The organism is Sphaerisporangium siamense, from assembly GCF_014205275.1.
Taxonomy (GTDB): Bacteria; Actinomycetota; Actinomycetes; order Streptosporangiales; family Streptosporangiaceae; genus Sphaerisporangium; species Sphaerisporangium siamense.
Genome location: NZ_JACHND010000001.1, coordinates 8218926 through 8236471, shown reverse-complemented (window position 1 = coordinate 8236471; position 17546 = coordinate 8218926). Strand labels below are relative to the sequence as shown.

Sequence of the window (17546 nt, the reverse complement as noted above, 5' to 3'; positions counted from 1 at the left end):
TCAGTCGCGGGCGGACGTCGGCGAGAACGCGGCTCCGCCGGGGTTGTTGCGCGGGGTGGTGCCGTGGGGTGTCGAGCCGTTGCGGCTCTGCGGCGGCAGCGTCGTGGTCGGGAACGGGGCGCTGACCCTGGAGGGGCGGGGGGCGGACGGGGTCTGCGGGCCGTCGCCGGCCTGGGGAAGGCCGGTGTGCGGGTCCACGGGGGGCAGCTCCGGCGGCAGGAACACCCACTTCTTGTAGGACCAGAAGCGGAACAGCGTGCCGAGCGCCGTGCCGATGACGAGCGAGATGTTGTAGCTCAGCGGGTCGCGCCAGTTCAGCGTGTACTCGACGAAGCCGATGATCAGCAGCGAGATCAGCAGGCCGATGCCGTTGAGCACGAAGAACAGGAAGTACTCGCGCGCCAGGCCGGACTTCTCGCGGTGCCGCCAGGTCCAGAACCGGTTGGCGAGGTAGGCGAACGTGGCCGCCACGACGGTGGCGATGGTCTTGGAGGCCAGTGGTCCCTGCTCGGCGCCGTACCGCATGAGGTTGGTGCCGCCGAGGTCGATCACGAAGGCGACGGCGCCGACCACGCCGAACTTGGCGAGCTCGTGGACCAGCGAGGAGAACCTGTCATACAGGCGACGGATGAGCTGCACAACGGTCCTCTCTGGGGTCGAAAACCCCTTCAGGTTACCGGTGCGGGGGCGTGGTGGGGGCGAGGTCCCAAGACCTCCCCATAGCGACTATTTACTGAAATATGCCGATTTAACGGCCTGTAACCGGGGTGATGCGCTAGGCTGCGCCGCGAACGGCAATGGAGTGCCCGGGAAGGTGGCTCCCAGCGTGCTGCGTCGCATGGCCGCTCCGGCGATCGGCGTCGTCCTCCTCCTCACCGGCTGTGGCGCCCAGGGGGACGGACCGCCCACCGGCGCGCCGACCCTCGCCCGCCCGGCGCCGCCCACGATCGGCGTCGACGAAGCGGCCGCGGCGTTCGGCCTGCTCACGCGGCTCCGTGACGCCTGGGCCTCGCGGGACTGCGCCGAGGTCGCCGCCCTGACGGCCGCGGCGGAGAGCGAGCTGGCCGGCCGTGCCTGCCGGGCGACCCGGAACGGCCGTCCGGCTCCCGCCTCCTTCGCCTACGAGGACGCCGACTACTACGTCCCCGACCGGCCCGGCGACCCGCCCTGGGCCGCCGCCCTCGCCCACGAGCCCGACCCCGCCTACTTCCTGTTCGCCCAGGAGCAGGACGCCTGGCGGCTGGCGTACGGCCCGATCCCCCTCACCCGGGACGCGCCCCGGCTGGACGCCGCCGAGACCGTCCGCGCCGTGCCCGCCGACGACCCGGAGGACGGCCTGCGCGCCCGGCTCGTGCCGCAGAAGCACCTGGCCTACCTGGCCGACCCGGCCGGGCTGAGCGGCGTCCGGTTCGCCGCGAAGGACGCGGTCACCCGGCTGCGCGACGAGCTGGCGGAGAAACCCGCGCGCGTGCGGCCCGACCGGCTGGACGTGGACGTCCGGCTCGTGCCCGGCGAGACCCGGGCCCTGGCCCTGGAGGGCGGCGGGGCGCTGGTCTTCCACGCCCTCACGATCACCTACCGGCAGCGGGGCCGCGGCGGCGAGGTGGACCACCCCCTCTTCGGCGCCGCCGCCGTACGCGACTTCACCGGAAAGGCCCACGCGAAGACCCTCACCGCCACCGAGCTGATCGTCCTGGCCACCGAGGCCGACGGCGACGGGACGATGCGGACCGTCGGCATGCGCAGGTCGCTGGCCGACATCACGGCCACCTGAAAGCTCTCGGTAGGGTTTGGGCTTGTGACCAGTGATGTGACCAGGAGGGTGGTACCTCCCACCGGGCCCGTCGTCGGCATGGTGGGAGCGGGCCAGCTCGCCCGCATGACGCAGCAGGCCGCCATCGCGCTCGGCGTCGACCTGCGCGTGCTCGCCAACTCCTTCGACGAGAGCGCCGCGCGGGTGATCGCGGACACCAGGCTCGGCGACTACCGCGACCTCGGCGCGCTGCGCGCCTTCGCCGAGGGCTGCGACGTGATCACCTTCGATCACGAGCACGTGCCGACCGGCCACATCGAGGCGCTCGCCGCCGGCGGCGTCGCCGTACGGCCGGGCGCGGCCGCCCTGGTGCACGCCCAGGACAAGGCGGTCATGCGCGAGCGCCTGACCGCGATCGGCGCGCCCTGCCCGGCCTGGGCCCGCGTGGCCTCCGCCGCGGACGTCGAGGGCTTCGGCGCGGAGCACGGCTGGCCGGTCGTGCTCAAGGCCGCGCGCGGCGGGTACGACGGCCGGGGCGTGTGGGTCTGCGAGTCGGCCGCCGACGCCGCGGAGGTGCTCGCCTCCGGCACCGAACTGATCGCCGAGGCGTTCGTGCCGTTCGAGCGCGAGGTCGCCGTGCTGGTCGCCCGCTCGCCGCACGGCCAGGGCGTCAGCTACCCCGTCGTCGAGACCGTCCAGCGGGACGGCATCTGCGTCGAGGTCATCGCCCCCGCCCCCGGCCTGGACCCCGAGCACGCGGCCCACGCCCAGCACGTCGCCCTCAAGATCGCCAACGAGCTGGGGGTGACCGGCCTGCTGGCCGTCGAGATGTTCCAGCTCCCCGGCGGCGGGTTCGTGGTGAACGAGCTGGCCATGCGCCCGCACAACAGCGGCCACTGGACGATCGAGGGCGCCCGCACCTCGCAGTTCGAGCAGCACCTGCGCGCCGTCCTCGACCTCCCGCTCGGCTCGCCCGCGCCCGCCGCGCCCGTCGTGGTCATGGCCAACCTGCTCGGCGGCGCCGACCCCGACGTCTTCCGCCGCTACGAGCACGTCATGGCGCACGACCCCGGCGTGAAGATCCACTTCTACGGCAAGGAGGTCCGTCCGGGCCGAAAGATCGGGCACGTCACCGCGCTCGGCACCGACCTGGACGAGGTGCGCGCCCGGGCGCGGCACGCCGCCGTCCACCTCGCCACCGGGGAGTACGTGTGAGCGCCGCGCCTGTGGCCGGCCCCCTGGTCGGCATCGTGATGGGCAGTGATTCCGACTGGCCGGTCATGCGGCTCGCCGCCGAGGCCCTGGCCGAGTTCGGCGTGCCCTTCGAGGCGGACGTCGTCTCGGCGCACCGCATGCCGCGCGAGATGATCGACTACGGCGAGCGGGCCGCCGGGAGGGGGCTCCGGGTGATCATCGCCGGGGCCGGGGGAGCCGCCCACCTGCCGGGCATGCTCGCCTCGGTCACCCCGCTGCCGGTGATCGGCGTCCCCGTGCCCCTGAAGTACCTGGACGGAATGGACTCCCTGCTGTCGATCGTCCAGATGCCGGCCGGGGTGCCGGTGGCCACGGTCGCGGTCGGCGGCGCGCGCAACGCGGGCCTGCTCGCCGTGCGCGTCCTGGCCGCCTCCGACGAGGGGCTCCGGAGCAAGATGGCGGAGTTCCAGGACGCGCTCAAGGCGCAGGCGTACGCCAAGGGCGAGCGGCTGCGCGCCGAGGCGTCGAACCTGGGCGCGTAGCGATATTTCCGGCATGACGTTGAAAAGGGCCACTCCGTAACGGAGCGGCCCTACGGCGTCACCATGCCCGTGGCTACGGGCGGCCGAGCGCGCGGTAGTGCCAGCCGGCGGCCCGCCAGGTCTCGGCGTCCAGGGCGTTGCGGCCGTCCACGATCTTGCGCGCGGCCACCACCCCGCCGAGCTCCTCGGGGTCGAGGTCGATGAACTCCTGCCACTCGGTCAGCAGCAGCACGACGTGCGCGCCGCGCGCCGCGTCCGGCGCCGAGGAACCGAACCCGAGGGCGGGATGGGCCCTGCGCGCGTTCTCCAGGGCCACCGGGTCGTACACCGTGACCTGCCCGCCCTGCTCGCGGATCTTGACGGCGACGTCCAGCGCCGGCGAGTCGCGGATGTCGTCGGAGTTCGGTTTGAACGCCGCGCCGAGCACCGCGACCGAGCAGCCCCGGAACGACCCCCCGGCCAGCTCCCTGGCCAGGTCCACCATGCGGGCCCTGCGGCGCATGTTGATGGCGTCCACCTCGCGCAGGAACGTCAGCGCCTGGTCGGCGCCGAGCTCGCCCGCGCGAGCCATGAACGCCCGGATGTCCTTGGGCAGGCAGCCGCCGCCGAACCCGAGCCCCGGGTTGAGGAACCGGCCGCCGATGCGCTCGTCGAAGGACAGCGCCAGCGACAGGTCCTTGACGTCGGCGTGCGCGGCCTCGCAGACCTCCGCCATGGCGTTGATGAAGGAGATCTTGGTGGCGAGGAAGGCGTTCGCCGCGACCTTGACCAGCTCGGAGGTGGGGAAGTCGGTGATGACGAGCGGGGTGCCCTCGCTCAGCATCGGCTCGTACACGTCCCGCATGACCTTCTCCGCCTTGTCGGACACGACGCCGAGCACGATGCGGTCGGGGCGCATGGTGTCCTGCACGGCGAATCCTTCGCGCAGGAACTCGGGGTTCCAGACCAGCTCGACCAGCTCCCCGGCGGGCGCGAGCCGGACGAACTTGTCGGCCAGGCGCTGGGCCGTGCCGACGGGGACGGTCGACTTGCCGACGACCACGCACTCGCGGGTGAGGTGCGGCGCCAGGGACTCGGCGACCGCGTCCAGGTAGGAGACGTCCGCCGCGTACTCGCCCTTCTTCTGCGGCGTGCCGACGCAGATGAAGTGGACGTCGCCGAACTCGGCGGCCTCCTGGTAGGAGGTGGTGAAACGGAGCCGCCCGGACGCGAGGCCCTGCCGGAGCAGTTCCTCCAGGCCGGGCTCGTGTATCGGGAGCTCTCCGGCGGAGAGGCGGGCTATCTTGCCGGGATCCACGTCCAGGGCGAGGACCTCGTAGCCCAGGGCGGCCATGCACGCCGCGTGTGTGGCACCCAGGTATCCGGTCCCGAGGACCGTCAGGCGATAGGACACGTGCGTGCTCCTTCCATGTTCCAGTGTCGACCCCATCTTTACCGTTACGTTGCCGAGGCATGTTACCGGCCCCCCTGGCCACCGCAACAGTACAAACCGGACATTTCGCCAGAGCGTGCTGTCCATATACCCCTGGTTCAGCTCCCGTATTGTTGGACGTCCTACTATTTGTCTATGAGCTTCCCTCTGTACGCGCCCGCAGAAGAGCACCAGATGCTGCGTGAGACCGTACGGTCCCTCGCCGACGACAAGATCGCCCCGTACGCCGCCGCCGTCGACGAGAACGCGGAGTTCCCGTGGGAGGCGTACAAGGCGCTCGTGGCCGCCGAACTGCACGCCGTCCACGTTCCCGAGCAGTATGGCGGGGCGGGGGCCGACGCGCTCGCCGCCGTGATCGTCATCGAGGAGGTCGCGCGCGCCTGCGCGTCGTCCTCCCTCATCCCGGCCGTCAACAAGCTGGGCACCGTGCCCCTCCTGCTCTCCGCCTCGGAGGACCTCAAACAGCGCTACCTCCCCGCCGTGGCGCGTGGCGAAGGCATGTTCTCCTACGCGCTGTCCGAGCCGGAGGCCGGCTCCGACGCCGCCGCGATGAAGACCCGCGCCGTCAGGGACGGCGACCACTACGTGCTGAACGGCACCAAGATGTGGATCACCAACGCGGGCGTGTCGGAGTTCTACACGGTCATGGCCGTGACCGACCCCTCCGCCGGCGCCCGCGGCATCTCCGCCTTCGTCGTCGAGAAGGGCGACGAGGGCGTGAGCTTCGGCGCCAAGGAGCGCAAGCTCGGCATCAAGGGCTCGCCCACCCGCCAGGTGATTTTCGAGGACGTGCGCATTCCGGCCGACCGGATCATCGGCGAGGAGGGCACGGGCTTCAAGACCGCCCTCGCCACCCTCGACCACACCCGCGTGACGATCGCCGCCCAGGCCCTCGGCATCGCCCAGGGCGCCCTCGACTACGCCATCGGGTACGTCAAGGAGCGCAAGCAGTTCGGCAGGCCCATCGCCGAGTTCCAGGGCCTGCAGTTCATGATCGCCGACATGGCCATGAAGCTGGAGGCCGCCCGCCAGCTCACCTACGCCGCCGCCGCCAAGTCCGAACTGGCCATGCACGGCGAAAGAGTCCCCGACCTCACCTTCTTCTCCAGCGCCGCCAAGACCGCCGCCTCCGACGCCGCCATGGAAATCACCACCGACGCCGTCCAACTCCTCGGCGGCTACGGCTACACCCGCGACTACCCCGTAGAACGCATGATGCGCGACGCCAAAATCACCCAAATCTACGAGGGCACCAACCAGATCCAGCGCATGGTCATGGCCCGCCAGCTCCTGAAGTAGCCCCCCGAACAGCGAAAACCCGGCCCACAAGCACCAGCCGGGCCGGGTTCGCATCATTACGCGACGATCTTAAGAGGAGAGCTGTTCCGTCCCCGTTCCGTGAGCTGTCGCAGCGGGCCGGAACGGCGGTCATCTATCGCGTTACGGGCCTGCCCGACGAGGAGATGACCACAACACCCGCCGCAGATCGTCTCGCAGGTCGCAGACAGGCCGAATCAGACCCGGCTACAGGCCGAGAAACCTCCTAAGCCTGTCCGAGAACGGGCGAATCCGCATAGTGGCGATCGCAAACGGCCCACCACTTCTCGGCTTGCGCATCTCGGACCAGCACACTCCGAGTCGCTTGATCGGGGCATGGTGCCGCCCATGTGCACTCACGTCGCCGAGCTGGACTCTTGGCGCCGTGCACGGTGGCATCCCACTCGCGTTCCTCGATCAGCTCCATGGCGTCAAGATAGCCCGCGCAAGAAATACCGTCACTATGACGAACTTCGGGGAGCCCGGAGGGGTTCGTCGGTCGCGACCGGGGTGAGGGGGCCGGGGAGGGGGACGCCGAGGCGGGTGTAGAGCTCCAACTGGTCCAGGAAGAGTTGGTGGTCGGCGATCAAGGTGTCCTGGAGGGTGAAGGTCCAGCAGGAGCGGACGCTGACGTGGCGGCCGGTGGGCTCGACGACCTCGCCGCCGGCCACCAGGAACGGGCCGGTGTGCGTGCCGCTGAGCAGCACCGTCGTCGCGACCTCCTCGCCCTGCGCGATGGTCTGCAGGACGGTGAAACGCTCGTCGGGGAAGGCCGTCCAGACCACCTCGTGGTAGGAGAGCACCTCGTCGAGGCCCTCGGCCGGCCCGCCGGGCGCCACGAGGATCACGCCGGGCGCGTAGTGGCGCGCCACCGCCTCCAGGTCGTGAGCGTTGCACGCGTCGAAGAACAGGTCCACCCGCTTGGCCGGCTCCGGCATGCGACCACCCCCGTCTCAGACCGATACACCCAACCTACCCAGCACTTACGCGGCCTTCACCCCGTTCCTGGCCACGCCGCACGGCCCCGCGTGGCCGCCGCCCGGGTGTGTCAGGCGGGGATGGAGGGGGTGCGAGGGCCGGACAACAGCAGGCGGGTGACCAGAGCGGCGAACGCCAGCAGCCAGGCCGCGTAGGCGATCCATACCTCGTAGTCGCCGATCGTGGTGATCAGGGGGACGCGGCCGGCGGTGCCGAGGCCGTGGGAGGCGGCGGCGTACATGCCGAGGGGGAAGACCATGCTCCACCAGCCCGGGCCGTAGCGCAGGGGGACGCGGTGCAGGACGTGGCGCCACCAGCCGACGAGGAGCAGGGCGGGGAAGATCCAGGTGGCCAGGCTCCAGAAGATCAGCGAGACGTGCGGGGCGAAGTCGTGGGCGAACGCCGCTGCGGGGGCGCCGGACATGCGGGCGACCTGGGTGCCGGCGACGGTGGTGATCGAGGCGGCGCCCATCGCCACCCAGTACGGCGGCGTGAGGTCGTCCGGCCGGATCTCGTACAGCATCAGGCGGTACGCCACGTAGATCGCCACGATTCCGTACAGGCACAGGGCCTGCGCCCAGGTGATCACCGCGATGAGCGCCAGTTCGTCGCGGCCGGCGCCCGCCGTGCGCTGCAGCGTCGCGGCGAGCACCGCGACGGACTGGCCGGCGACGATCCAGATGAACCAGGTGCCGTTGGCGTCCGCGACGGTCCGCTCCCCGGTGCGGCTCAGCACCGCCGCCCACGGGATCAGGTAGCCGAGGACCGTCCAGCTCACGACGCCCACCACGAGCAGCGCCGTCGCCGGGAGCAGGAAACCGTCGATCGCGAGCCGGGTGCCGAGCACGTTCGTGCCCGCGGTGAAGGTGAAGAACCCGAAGGCGCGGCCGGGGTCGCGCAGGTCGCGCCACATCTCCGGCCGGTACGCCGCCATCCGCCAGGCGTTCAGGACGATGAGCACGGCGTAGGCGACGCCCGCGATCCACAGCAGGGTCAGGGACGCCCACGACAGCCGCGCGTCGAACAGGTCGATCGAGATGATGCCCGTGGCCATGACGAGCGCGAAGTAGGACGGGGAGAGGGCACGGACGGCGGCGCGGCTCACTCGGGGGCGCCGATCTTGCGCCACCTCCGGCCGGTGGTGCCGGGCTCGGGGGGAAGGATGTCGCCCCGGCTGCGGTAGACCTGGTACGGCCGCCAGAGGTACCACAGCGGGAAGCTCCAGGCGTGCACCAGCCTGCTGAACGGCCATACCGCCCAGATCGCCCAGGCCGCCGTGGCGTGCAACTGGTAGATGTACGGGGCGGTGGTCATCGCCCTAACCTCCGGGGTCCCGGTGAACAGGCCGCGGAACCACGGGGCGACGGTGAGACGGTAGTTGTAGCCGGGGCCGAGAAGGTTCCAGAAGATCGTCGGGATCACGCCGGTCAGCACGATGGCCAGGAGCAGGACCAGCGCGACCCAGTCGATGGCCGCGGTCGTGGCGCGCACCCGGGGTTCCAGCGTGCGGCGGGTCGCGAGGATGGCGATGCCGACGATGACGACGATCGCCGCCAGCGCGCCGCCGACCGCCGAGAACCAGCGGTAGACCACCTCGGGGACGCCGATCGCGCGGGTGACCGAGATCGGGACCAGCAGGCCCATGACGTGCCCGATGATCGCGGCGAACGCGCCGTAGTGGAACAGCGGGGCACCCCACTTGAGCAGCCGGTGCTCCAGGAGGTTGGTCGAGTAGCAGTCCCAGCCGAACCGGTCGTACCGCCACCGCCAGACGTGCCCGACCACGAACACCGTCATCGCCACATAAGGGAGGACGACCCACCAGAACAGGTCGAGCGTGCTCACGTCGGTCACGGGCCTCCCTCCCCGCGCGGGTACGGGTCCAGGTACTCGGGCGGCGCGAACGGCTCCAGGCCGACCTCCTCGAACGGCGGGCCGTCGGCCATGGCGCGGGCCGCCTCCGCCTCCCGGCGGCGCAGCCGGGGCAGCCGCGCGCAGACCGCCTCCACCACGTCCGCGTACGGCGTGCCGGCCTCGTCGAGCGCGCGGCGCAGCGGCTCCAGGTCGGTCCGGCGGCGGCGCAGCAGGGCCTCGCCCCGGGGGCTCACCGCGGCGAACTCCAGCAGCATCGGCAGGTAGTCGGGCAGCTCGTCGTCCGGCGGCGAGAAGCCCGCCGCGCGGTAGGCGGCCTTGTAGGAGATCAGGGCCGCGCCCCGCCGGCGCGTGTCGCCGTGCCGGTAGTAGCTGAGGTAGAGGGAGCGGCGGCGCTCCAGGTCGAAGGTCTCTACGTAGTGCCGGGCGGCGTCCAGCGGTGGGGTGGCGCGCAGCCAGGCCAGGAACCGGCCGAGCCGCGTCCGCGCGCCCCTCGGTACGTCGCGCACGGCGTCCTCCAGCTCGGCGAGCCCGTCGAACAGCTCCCGCTCCGGGTACGGCAGCAGGACCGAGGCCAGGCGGAAGACCCTGGCGTTCGCGCCGTCCGCGTACCCGTCGGAGGCGGCCTCCGTGCGTCCGTCCCGCCCGGCCGCCGCGGGGCCGGTCACGGGGTGTCCTCGCCGGGGAACAGGTGGGGCGGCGGTTCCCCGGCGCCGTCCCAGCCCAGCAGGTTGGCGTGCAGCCGTCCGTCGGCGCCCCGGAACGTCGCCGCGCCGTGACCGGGAGTGCTGCCCGCCAGGCGCCCCTCCGGGCCGTGTCCGCCCATCCCCGGCCCGCCGTCGCCCTCCAGGCTGCACGCGAGCCGCATGTGCTGGGCGGTGTGCTCCCCGGCGTCCTCGGCGTGCGTCCGCGGGATGACGTAGCGCTCGTCGTACTTGGCGATGGCCAGCAGCCGGTACAGGTCGTCGATGTCGGCGGCCGTCATCCCCACGGACCCGGGCAGGTCCTCGCCCGGGTCCTGCCCGAGCTGGACGGCCCGCATGAAGGCGCGGACGGCGGCCAGCTTGCGCAGCACCCCCCGGACGACCTCGGTGTCCCCGGCGGTGAACAGGTTCGCCAGGTACTCGATCGGGACGCGCAGGGACTCGATCGTGGCGAAGACCCGGTCGGCGTGGTCGTACCCCGTCGCCTGTACCAGGTCGGCGACCGGCGACAGGGGCGGGATGTACCAGACCATCGGCATCGTCCGGTACTCCGGGTGCAGGGGCAGCGCCACCCGGTGCCGTACGGCGAGCGCGTGCACGGGGGAGCGGCGGGCCGCGTCCACCCAGTCGGCGTGGACGCCCTGGCGTTCCGCCGCGGCGCGCACGCGCGGGTCCTCGGGGTCGAGGAACACCGAGAGCTGGGCCTCGTACAGGTCGCGCGGGTCCGGGGTCGCGGCGGCGGCCGGGACCGCGTCGGCGTCGTACAGCAGCACCCCGAGGTAGCGCAGCCGGCCGACGCAGCTTTCCGAGCAGATCGTCGGCTCGCCCGCCTCGATCCGGGGGAAGCAGAACGTGCACTTCTCCGCCTTGCCGGTGCGGTGGTTGAAGTACACCTTCTTGTACGGGCAGCCCGACACGCAGAACCGCCAGCCCCGGCAGCGGTTCTGGTCGACCAGCACGATGCCGTCCTCCTCGCGCTTGTAGAGCGCGCCGGAGGGGCAGGAGGCGACGCAGGACGGGTTGAGGCAGTGCTCGCAGATCCGCGGCAGGTAGAACATGAAGACCTGCTCGAACTCCATGCGCACCCGTTCCTCCAGCCCGGCGAGGTTCGGGTCGGCGGCGGCGTGGTCGGGCGCCCCGGCGAGGTCGTCGTCGAAGTTGCTGCCCCACTCGATCGACATGCCGCGGCCGGTCAGCGCGGAGATCGCCTGCGCGCTCGGGTTCTGGGTGCCCGGCGGGGCGGCGATGACGGTCTCGTAGTCGTAGGTCCACGGCTCGCCGTAGTCGTCGATCGGCGGCAGATGGGGGTTGTAGTACATCGACAGCAGCCGCCGCACCCGGCCGCCCGCCTTGAGCTCCAGCCTGCCCTTGCGGTCCAGCGTCCAGCCGCCCTTCCACTCCTCCTGGTCCTCGTACCGCCGGGGGTAGCCCGCGCCCGGCTTGGTCTCGACGTTGTTGAAGTACACGTATTCGACGCCGGGCCGGTTGGTCCAGGTCTGCTTGCAGGTCACCGAGCAGGTGTGGCAGCCGATGCACTTGTCGAGGTTCATCACCATCGCGACCTGGGCCATGACGCGCATCTAGAACCGCACCTCCTGCGACCGGCGGCGGACCACGGCGAGCTCGTCGCGCTGGAACCCCGCCGGGCCGTAATAGTTGAACGCGAACGAGAGCTGGCCGTACCCGCCGATGAGGTGCGTGGGCTTGACGATCAGCCGGGTGAGCGAGTTGTCCGAGCCGCCGTGCCAGCCGGAGATCTCCGAGTACGGGGTCATGATCTGGCGGTCCTTGGCGTGGTACATGTACGCCGTGCCCTCGGGCATGCGGTGGGAGACCACGACCCGGCACGTCACGACGCCGTTCCTGTTGTACGCCTCGATCCACTCGTTGTCGGCCACGCCGATCTTCGCCGTGTCCTTCGCGCTCATCCACAGCACCGGCCCGCCCCGGAACAGCCGCAGCATGTGCAGGTTGTCCTGGAACTCCGAGTGGATGGACCACTTGGAATGCGGGGTGAGGTACCGCACGGTCACCTCGGGGACCTCCTCGCCCGGCGACGCCGGAGGGCCGTACAGCCGGGCGTAGTTCAGGGGTGGCCGGTAGTTCGGCAGCGTCTCGCCGTACTCGGCCATCCAGTCGTGGTCGAGGAAGAAGTGCATGCGCCCGCTGAGCGTGCGCCACGGCACGCGGCGCTCCACGTTGAGCGTGAACGGCGCGTAGCGGCGCGCCAGGTCGTGCACCCCGGACCACTCCGGCGAGCTGAGCGTGACGCGCGGCTGCACCTGGGTGTCGTAGAAGGTGATCCGCTCGCCGCGCACCTCGCCGGCCAGGTCGGCGAAGCTCCTCCCGGTGCGTTCCTGCAGCTTCTCCCACGCCTGCGCCGCCATCGCCCCGTTGGTCGTGCCCGACAGCGTGAGGATCGCCTCCGCCAGGTGCACGTCCCTGGCCAGCGAGGGACGCCCGTCGCCCGGGCCGCCGCGCACCGGGCCGTTGGCGCGCAGCAGACCTTCGACCGCGCCCGCCGGCACCCAGTGCAGCCCCTTGGACCCGATGCCGAGGCCCTCCACCAGCGGGCCGAGCGCGCCCATCTTCGCCGCGACGGCCGTGTAGTCCCGTTCGATCGTGACCAGCTTCGGCATCGTCACGCCGGGGACCGGCGGGCACTCGCCGGCCTTCCAGTCCAGGGCACGGCCGCCCGGCTGCGCCAGCTCGTCCGGCGAGTCGTGCACGAGCGGCGCCGGGATCACGTCGGTGCGGGTGCCGAGGTGGACGGCGGCGAGCCGCGAGAGGTCCTCGGCGATCGTCATGAACGCGTCGAAGTCGGTGCGCGACTCCCACGGCGGGGCGATCGCCGGGTTGAAGGAGTGGATGAACGGGTGCATGTCCGTCGTGGACAGATCGTGCTTCTCGTACCAGGTCGCGGCGGGGAGCACGACGTCGGAGTGCGTGCACGTGCCCGTCATCCGGAAGTCCATGGTGACGAGAAGGTCCAGCTTGCCGCGCGGCGCCTCCTCACGCCAGGTCACCTCGGCCGGACGCAGATCCGGCGGCGTCTCCGCCGCCCGCACCGCGTCGCCCGCGCCGAGCAGGTGGCGCATGAAGTACTCCATGCCCTTGCCCGAGGAGCCGAGCAGGTTCGCCCGCCACACCGTCAGCACCCGGGGGAAGTTGCGCGGATCGTCCGGGTCCTCGGCGGCGAAGCGCAGCCGGCCCGCGCGCAGTTCGCCGACGACGTGGTCGGCGACCGGGCGCCCCGCCCGCGCCGCCTCGTCCGCCAGGTCCAGCGGGTTGCGGTCGAACGTCGGGTACGACGGCGTCCAGCCCATGCGCGACGCCTGGACCACGCAGTCGGCGAACGACCGGCCCCGGAACAGGCCCCGGCCGAGCGGGCTGGCCAGCTCGCCCGCGCCGAACGCGTCGTAGCGCCACTGGTCGGTGTGCAGGTACCAGAACGTGGTGCCGGTCATCTGCCGGGCCGGACGCTGCCAGTCCAGCGCGAACGACGTCTGCGCCCAGCCGGTCAGCGGCCTGATCTTCTCCTGGCCGACGTAGTGCGCCCAGCCGCCGCCGTTCACCCCCTGCGTGCCGCACAGCATGGTCAGCGTGAGGAACGTCCGGTACGCCTGGTCGGAGTGCGTCCACTGGTTGGTGCCGCCGCCCATGCAGATCATCGACCGGCCGCGCGACACCTCGGCGTTGCGGGCGAACTCGCGGGCGATCCGTATCGCGGCCTGGGCGGGCACCGTGGTGAGCGGCTGCTGCCAGGCCGGGGTGTACGGCGCCGGGTCCTCGTAGCCGGACGGCCACGTGCCCGGCAGGCCGTCGCGGCGCACCGCGTACTGGGCCATCAGCAGGTCGAACACCGTGGTCACCAGGCGCCCTGCCACCCGGACCGCCGGGACGCCCCTGCGGACCGACGTGCCCCCCTCGGTCGGGCCGGTGTCGAACCGGGGCAGGTCCACCTCCACGGCCTCGGCGTGCCGGCCGTACAGCGTCAGCACCGGGTCCACGCCGCCCAGGTCCAGGTTCCAGCGGCCCTTGCCCGACTCGGAGAACCGGAAGCCGAGCGACCCGTTCGGCACCACGGGACGGCCGCCGTCCGCGTCGAGCAGCACCATCTTGTGCGCGGCCCCCTCGCCCGCGTCGCCGAGGTCGGCGGCGGTCAGGAACCGGCCCGGGACGCGGGCCCCGTCGCGTTCCTCCAGCGTGACCAGCAGCGGCAGGTCGGTGTAGGTCTTGACGTAGTCGACGAAGTACGGCACCTGCCGGTCGCGGAAGAACTCCGTGAGGATCACGTGGCCCATCGCCATGCCCAGGGCGCCGTCCGTGCCGGGGACGATCGGCAGCCAGTCGTCGGCGAACTTGGTGTGGTCGGAGAAGTCCGGGGAGACCACCACGACCTTCTGGCCCCGGTAGCGGGCCTCGGTCATGAAGTGCGCGTCCGGTGTCCGCGTGATCGGCAGGTTGGTGCCCCAGATCATCAGGTACGTCGCGTTCCACCAGTCCGCCGACTCCGGCACGTCCGTCTGGTCCCCGAACACCTGCGGGGACGCGATCGGCAGGTCGGCGTACCAGTCGTAGAACGACAGGATCGTGCCGCCGATCATCGACAGGAACCGCGCGCCCGCCGCGTACGAGACCAGCGACATCGCCGGGATGGGGGAGAAGCCCGCCACCCGGTCCGGGCCGTACTCCTTGATGGTGTGCACGTGGGCGGCGGCGATCATCTCGCTCACCTCGGGCCACGGCGCGCGGACGAACCCGCCCATCCCGCGCGCGGTCTTGTACCGGGCCGCGCGCTCAGGATCGCCGGTGATCTCCGCCCACGCGGCCACCGGGTCGCCGAGCCGCTCCCTGGCCTCCCGCCACATCTCCAGCAGCACGCCCCGCACGTACGGGTACCGCACGCGGGACGGCGAGTAGGTGTACCAGGAGAACGACGCGCCGCGCGGGCAGCCGCGCGGCTCGTGGTCGGGGGAGTCCGGGCCCAGCGAGGGGTAGTCGGTCTGCTGGATCTCCCAGGTGATGATGCCGTCCTTGACGTACACCTTCCATGAGCACGAGCCCGTGCAGTTCACGCCGTGCGTCGAGCGGACGACCCTGTCGTGACGCCAGCGTTCCCGGTAGAACTCCTCGGCCTCGCGGCCGTCGAAGCGGTGCAGCGACCAGTAGTCCTTCGACGGCGTTCCCGGCAGCAGGAAACGCATCGTGCGCAGGAGCCGCCCGCCCTCCGCGCGGCCGCCGGCCCCTCTTCGGGCGTGGCCGTCCGTGCCGGGCCGTGGCGGGGCGGTCGTCTCGCGCGCGGACGGGTCGACGGGAGGGGGTGACGACATCCGGCCCCCTCCCCACGGTGACTGTCCCTTTTGGTGTCTCCTCTCCCGAGATCGTCACCCGATCAGGTCCACGGGCAGCGATAGCGCCTGTGCTCTTTGCGTAAAGTCACGCGGCCACGGTCACCAACGGTCGTGGTGGACGGTCGGGAGGAGGGGCGGGCGGAGCGCGGGGCGGAAGGTCTCGCCGAGGTGGTAGGCGGTCGGGATCAGAGCCGCCTGGTGGACACCCGGCGGGATGCCGAGCAGGTCGGCGATCGCCCGCTCGTGCCGCAGGTGGACGGTCGTCCACGTGGTGCCGAGCCCGCGCGCCCGCGCGGCCAGCATGTAACTCCACACCGAGGGCAGCAGGGAGCCCCACAACCCGGCCTGGTTGCCGTCCGGCAGGTCGTCGCCGGTCTGCAGGCAGGCCAGCACCAGCACCGGCACCTCGCCGAGATGCCGCGCGAGGTACGCGGCGCTGTCCAGAGACCGCTTCCTGCTGCCCTCCAGCCCGCGCTTCTGCTCGTGCTCTGTGGTCTCGGCGGACGTCCCGCGCGGCGGGGAGAGGTCCCCAGGGCGGGTCGTCGGGGCGGCCTGATCCTGCGCGGTCGGGGCCGTCGCGGGTGGCGCGGCCTGATCCTGCGGGGGCGGGGGCTTTCGCGCGGAGGCCGAGGCGGTCAGGTTGTGCTCGAACGCCGTGCGGTACAGGGCGCCGATGGACGCGCGGACCTCCGGGTCGGTGATGACGATCCAGTGGCCGGTGTTGCGGCCCGAGCCGCAGGGAGCCTGCTGCGCGATGCGTAAGCACTCTTCGATCAGCTCGCGCGGCACCGGCCGGCTCAGGTCGAGACGCCTGCGTACCGAGCGTGTCGTGGTGAGCAGTCCGTCCGGGGTGAGCCCATAGAAAGTCGGCTCGTCCGTGGGGGATCCGGCGTTGTCCAGCCAGTCCGTGAGCATATCGGGGTTTCCTGACGTGTCTGGGGTGTTGTGGGCGTTCTCTTCGTCGTCGATGGCGGGAGAAGGCTTGCTTATTGCGGGCGTGGGTGGCGTTTGGATGTGTCGGGAATTATCCGCATTCGAGGTCTTGAAAGGCTGCTTACCGAGCTACCTGGGCTTACCATTCCGACCACGTTTCGCCGTCTCGACCACGGTTCACCGTCCCGATCGGCGTTCACCGTTCCGACCGGGACTCGTCGAACATCGATCAGGGCTTGTCCAATGGCGGCGACTTGCCCACTGATCGGGGTGACATGGTGAGCCGGGCGGTCACCACGTGACCGGTAGCTCCCACAGGCCGCGGACGAACATGTCCGTGCGCCAGGAGAGATCCTCCTCCGGTACGGCAAGTCGCATCGCCGGAAACGCCGTGAACAGCGCCGACACGCCTGATCGCATCTCCAGCCGCGCCAGCTCGGCCCCCAGGCAGTAGTGCGGGCCGAAGCCGAACGCCACGTGCGGATTGTCCGGGCGGTCCGGCAGCAGGCGGCGCGGCTCGTCGAACACGTCCGGGTCGTGGTTGGCGGCGTCGGGGATCGGCACCACCACCTCGCCCGTCGGCACGACGACCCCGCCGGACAGCGCCACGTCGGCGGTCGCCACGTGCGGCACGCCGCCGGAGCCGTTGCCGCACAGGAACCGCAGGACCTCCTCGATCACCGGCTCGATGTCGCCGGGACGCTCGCGCAGGCGGCGCAGCAGCTCCGGGTGGCGCAGCAGCTCGTACACCGCCGCGGCCATCTCGTTGCTGGTGGTCTCGTACCCCGCCACGAACAGCCCCGCCGACAGGGTGATCACCTCGGTGCGGCTGAGGCGGCGCTCCTCCTTGCGAGGTGACAGCATCTCGGCGATGAGCCCGGGAACGGCCCGTCCCTCGTCGAGTGCCGCCTGTATGCCGTCCACGAGGTCGGTGAAGTAGTCGTGCATCTCGCGGTGGCCGGCGGCCACCGCCTCGGCGGGGAAGCGGCCGATGGACATCATCGGGTCCACCCACGGCTTGAACCTGGACATCTCGGTCTCCGGAACGCCGAGGATGCGGCACATCACCCGCATGGTGAACGGCACCGTGAACCCCCCGACCAGGTCGGCGGGGCGCGGCCCGGCCGCGACCGCGGCGATCTGCTCCGCGACCAGTTCCTCGACCATGGGGCGCAGGCGTTTCACCTGCCGCGCGGTGAAGGCGTGCGCGACGGCGCCCCGGCGGCGGCTGTGCTCGGGGGCGTCGGTCGTGATCAGCGGGAGCGACTCGGCCGTCCTGGCGAACAACGGCGTACCCGCGAACGCGGCCCGGCTGAACCGGGCGTCCGACAGCACGAGCTTGACGTCTTGATACCGCGCGACCAGCAGCGCCTCCCGCCCGCTGTTCAACCGCACCCGCGACAGCCCCGCCTCCCGCTGGATCCGTGCGTACTCTGCCGGTGGCTCCCCCCGAACCCCGATCCCGAA

Annotated in this window: 14 protein-coding genes; 4 read left to right on the top strand and 10 right to left on the bottom strand. The window is 71.6% G+C overall.

Features of this window, described 5'->3' with window-relative positions; translation table 11 throughout:
* On the bottom strand, window positions 1-639 hold the full coding sequence (locus BJ982_RS37115) for a GtrA family protein (protein WP_184887939.1): 639 nt from the start codon (window positions 637-639) through the stop codon (window positions 1-3).
* A gap of 187 nt (window positions 640-826) precedes the next feature.
* Between BJ982_RS37115 and BJ982_RS37110 the strand changes: the two genes are divergently transcribed.
* Genes BJ982_RS37110 through purE form a run of 3 tightly spaced genes read left to right on the top strand, consistent with a single transcriptional unit; the run spans window position 827 to window position 3489 of the window.
* Window positions 827-1774, top strand: a complete 948-nt coding sequence (locus BJ982_RS37110; RefSeq protein ID WP_184887937.1) for a DUF8094 domain-containing protein — start codon at window positions 827-829, stop codon at window positions 1772-1774.
* 24 nt (window positions 1775-1798) lie between these two features.
* Entirely contained in the window at window positions 1799-2968 is a 1170-nt protein-coding gene (locus BJ982_RS37105) for a 5-(carboxyamino)imidazole ribonucleotide synthase (protein ID WP_275411658.1), read from the top strand.
* A 38-nt stretch (window positions 2969-3006) separates the two neighbouring features.
* Window positions 3007-3489: a 5-(carboxyamino)imidazole ribonucleotide mutase gene (purE, locus tag BJ982_RS37100; RefSeq protein ID WP_184889917.1), complete on the top strand. Its 483-nt coding sequence runs from the start codon at window positions 3007-3009 to the stop codon at window positions 3487-3489.
* 73 nt (window positions 3490-3562) lie between these two features.
* On the opposite strand, the gene BJ982_RS37095 is transcribed toward purE, so the two are convergent.
* Complete coding sequence (locus BJ982_RS37095) at window positions 3563-4882, bottom strand: UDP-glucose dehydrogenase family protein (RefSeq protein ID WP_184887935.1); 1320 nt, start codon at window positions 4880-4882, stop codon at window positions 3563-3565.
* A gap of 174 nt (window positions 4883-5056) precedes the next feature.
* On the opposite strand from BJ982_RS37095, the gene BJ982_RS37090 reads away from it, so the two are divergent.
* Entirely contained in the window at window positions 5057-6220 is a 1164-nt protein-coding gene (locus tag BJ982_RS37090) for an acyl-CoA dehydrogenase family protein (RefSeq protein ID WP_184887933.1), read from the top strand.
* A gap of 479 nt (window positions 6221-6699) precedes the next feature.
* Here the strand turns inward: BJ982_RS37090 and BJ982_RS37085 are convergent, their stop codons facing one another.
* The 8 genes from BJ982_RS37085 to BJ982_RS37050 form a co-directional block, all read right to left on the bottom strand.
* On the bottom strand, window positions 6700-7176 hold the full coding sequence (locus BJ982_RS37085; protein ID WP_184887931.1) for an ester cyclase: 477 nt from the start codon (window positions 7174-7176) through the stop codon (window positions 6700-6702).
* Between the two features lie 110 nt (window positions 7177-7286).
* Complete coding sequence (locus tag BJ982_RS37080) at window positions 7287-8321, bottom strand: tellurite resistance/C4-dicarboxylate transporter family protein (RefSeq protein WP_203958848.1); 1035 nt, start codon at window positions 8319-8321, stop codon at window positions 7287-7289.
* Window positions 8318-9070 (bottom strand): respiratory nitrate reductase subunit gamma, encoded by a 753-nt coding sequence (gene narI / locus BJ982_RS37075; RefSeq protein WP_239122686.1) that lies wholly within the window; start codon window positions 9068-9070, stop codon window positions 8318-8320. Before narI ends, BJ982_RS37080 begins: the two co-directional genes overlap by 4 nt.
* Window positions 9067-9756: a nitrate reductase molybdenum cofactor assembly chaperone gene (gene narJ, locus BJ982_RS37070; protein ID WP_184887929.1), complete on the bottom strand. Its 690-nt coding sequence runs from the start codon at window positions 9754-9756 to the stop codon at window positions 9067-9069. The genes narI and narJ overlap by 4 nt, the downstream gene beginning before the upstream one ends.
* The gene (gene narH, locus BJ982_RS37065) at window positions 9753-11372 is read right to left on the bottom strand and encodes a nitrate reductase subunit beta (RefSeq protein ID WP_184887927.1); all 1620 of its coding nucleotides are present in this window, start codon (window positions 11370-11372) and stop codon (window positions 9753-9755) included. Before narH ends, narJ begins: the two co-directional genes overlap by 4 nt.
* Window positions 11373-14999, bottom strand: coding sequence for a nitrate reductase subunit alpha (locus BJ982_RS37060; RefSeq protein WP_203958874.1), 3627 nt, complete (start codon window positions 14997-14999; stop codon window positions 11373-11375).
* 246 nt (window positions 15000-15245) lie between these two features.
* Entirely contained in the window at window positions 15246-16061 is an 816-nt protein-coding gene (locus BJ982_RS37055; RefSeq protein ID WP_184887923.1) for a nitroreductase family protein, read from the bottom strand.
* Between the two features lie 309 nt (window positions 16062-16370).
* Window positions 16371-17474, bottom strand: coding sequence for a cytochrome P450 (locus tag BJ982_RS37050; RefSeq protein ID WP_184887921.1), 1104 nt, complete (start codon window positions 17472-17474; stop codon window positions 16371-16373).
* Window positions 17475-17546 lie beyond the last annotated feature (72 nt).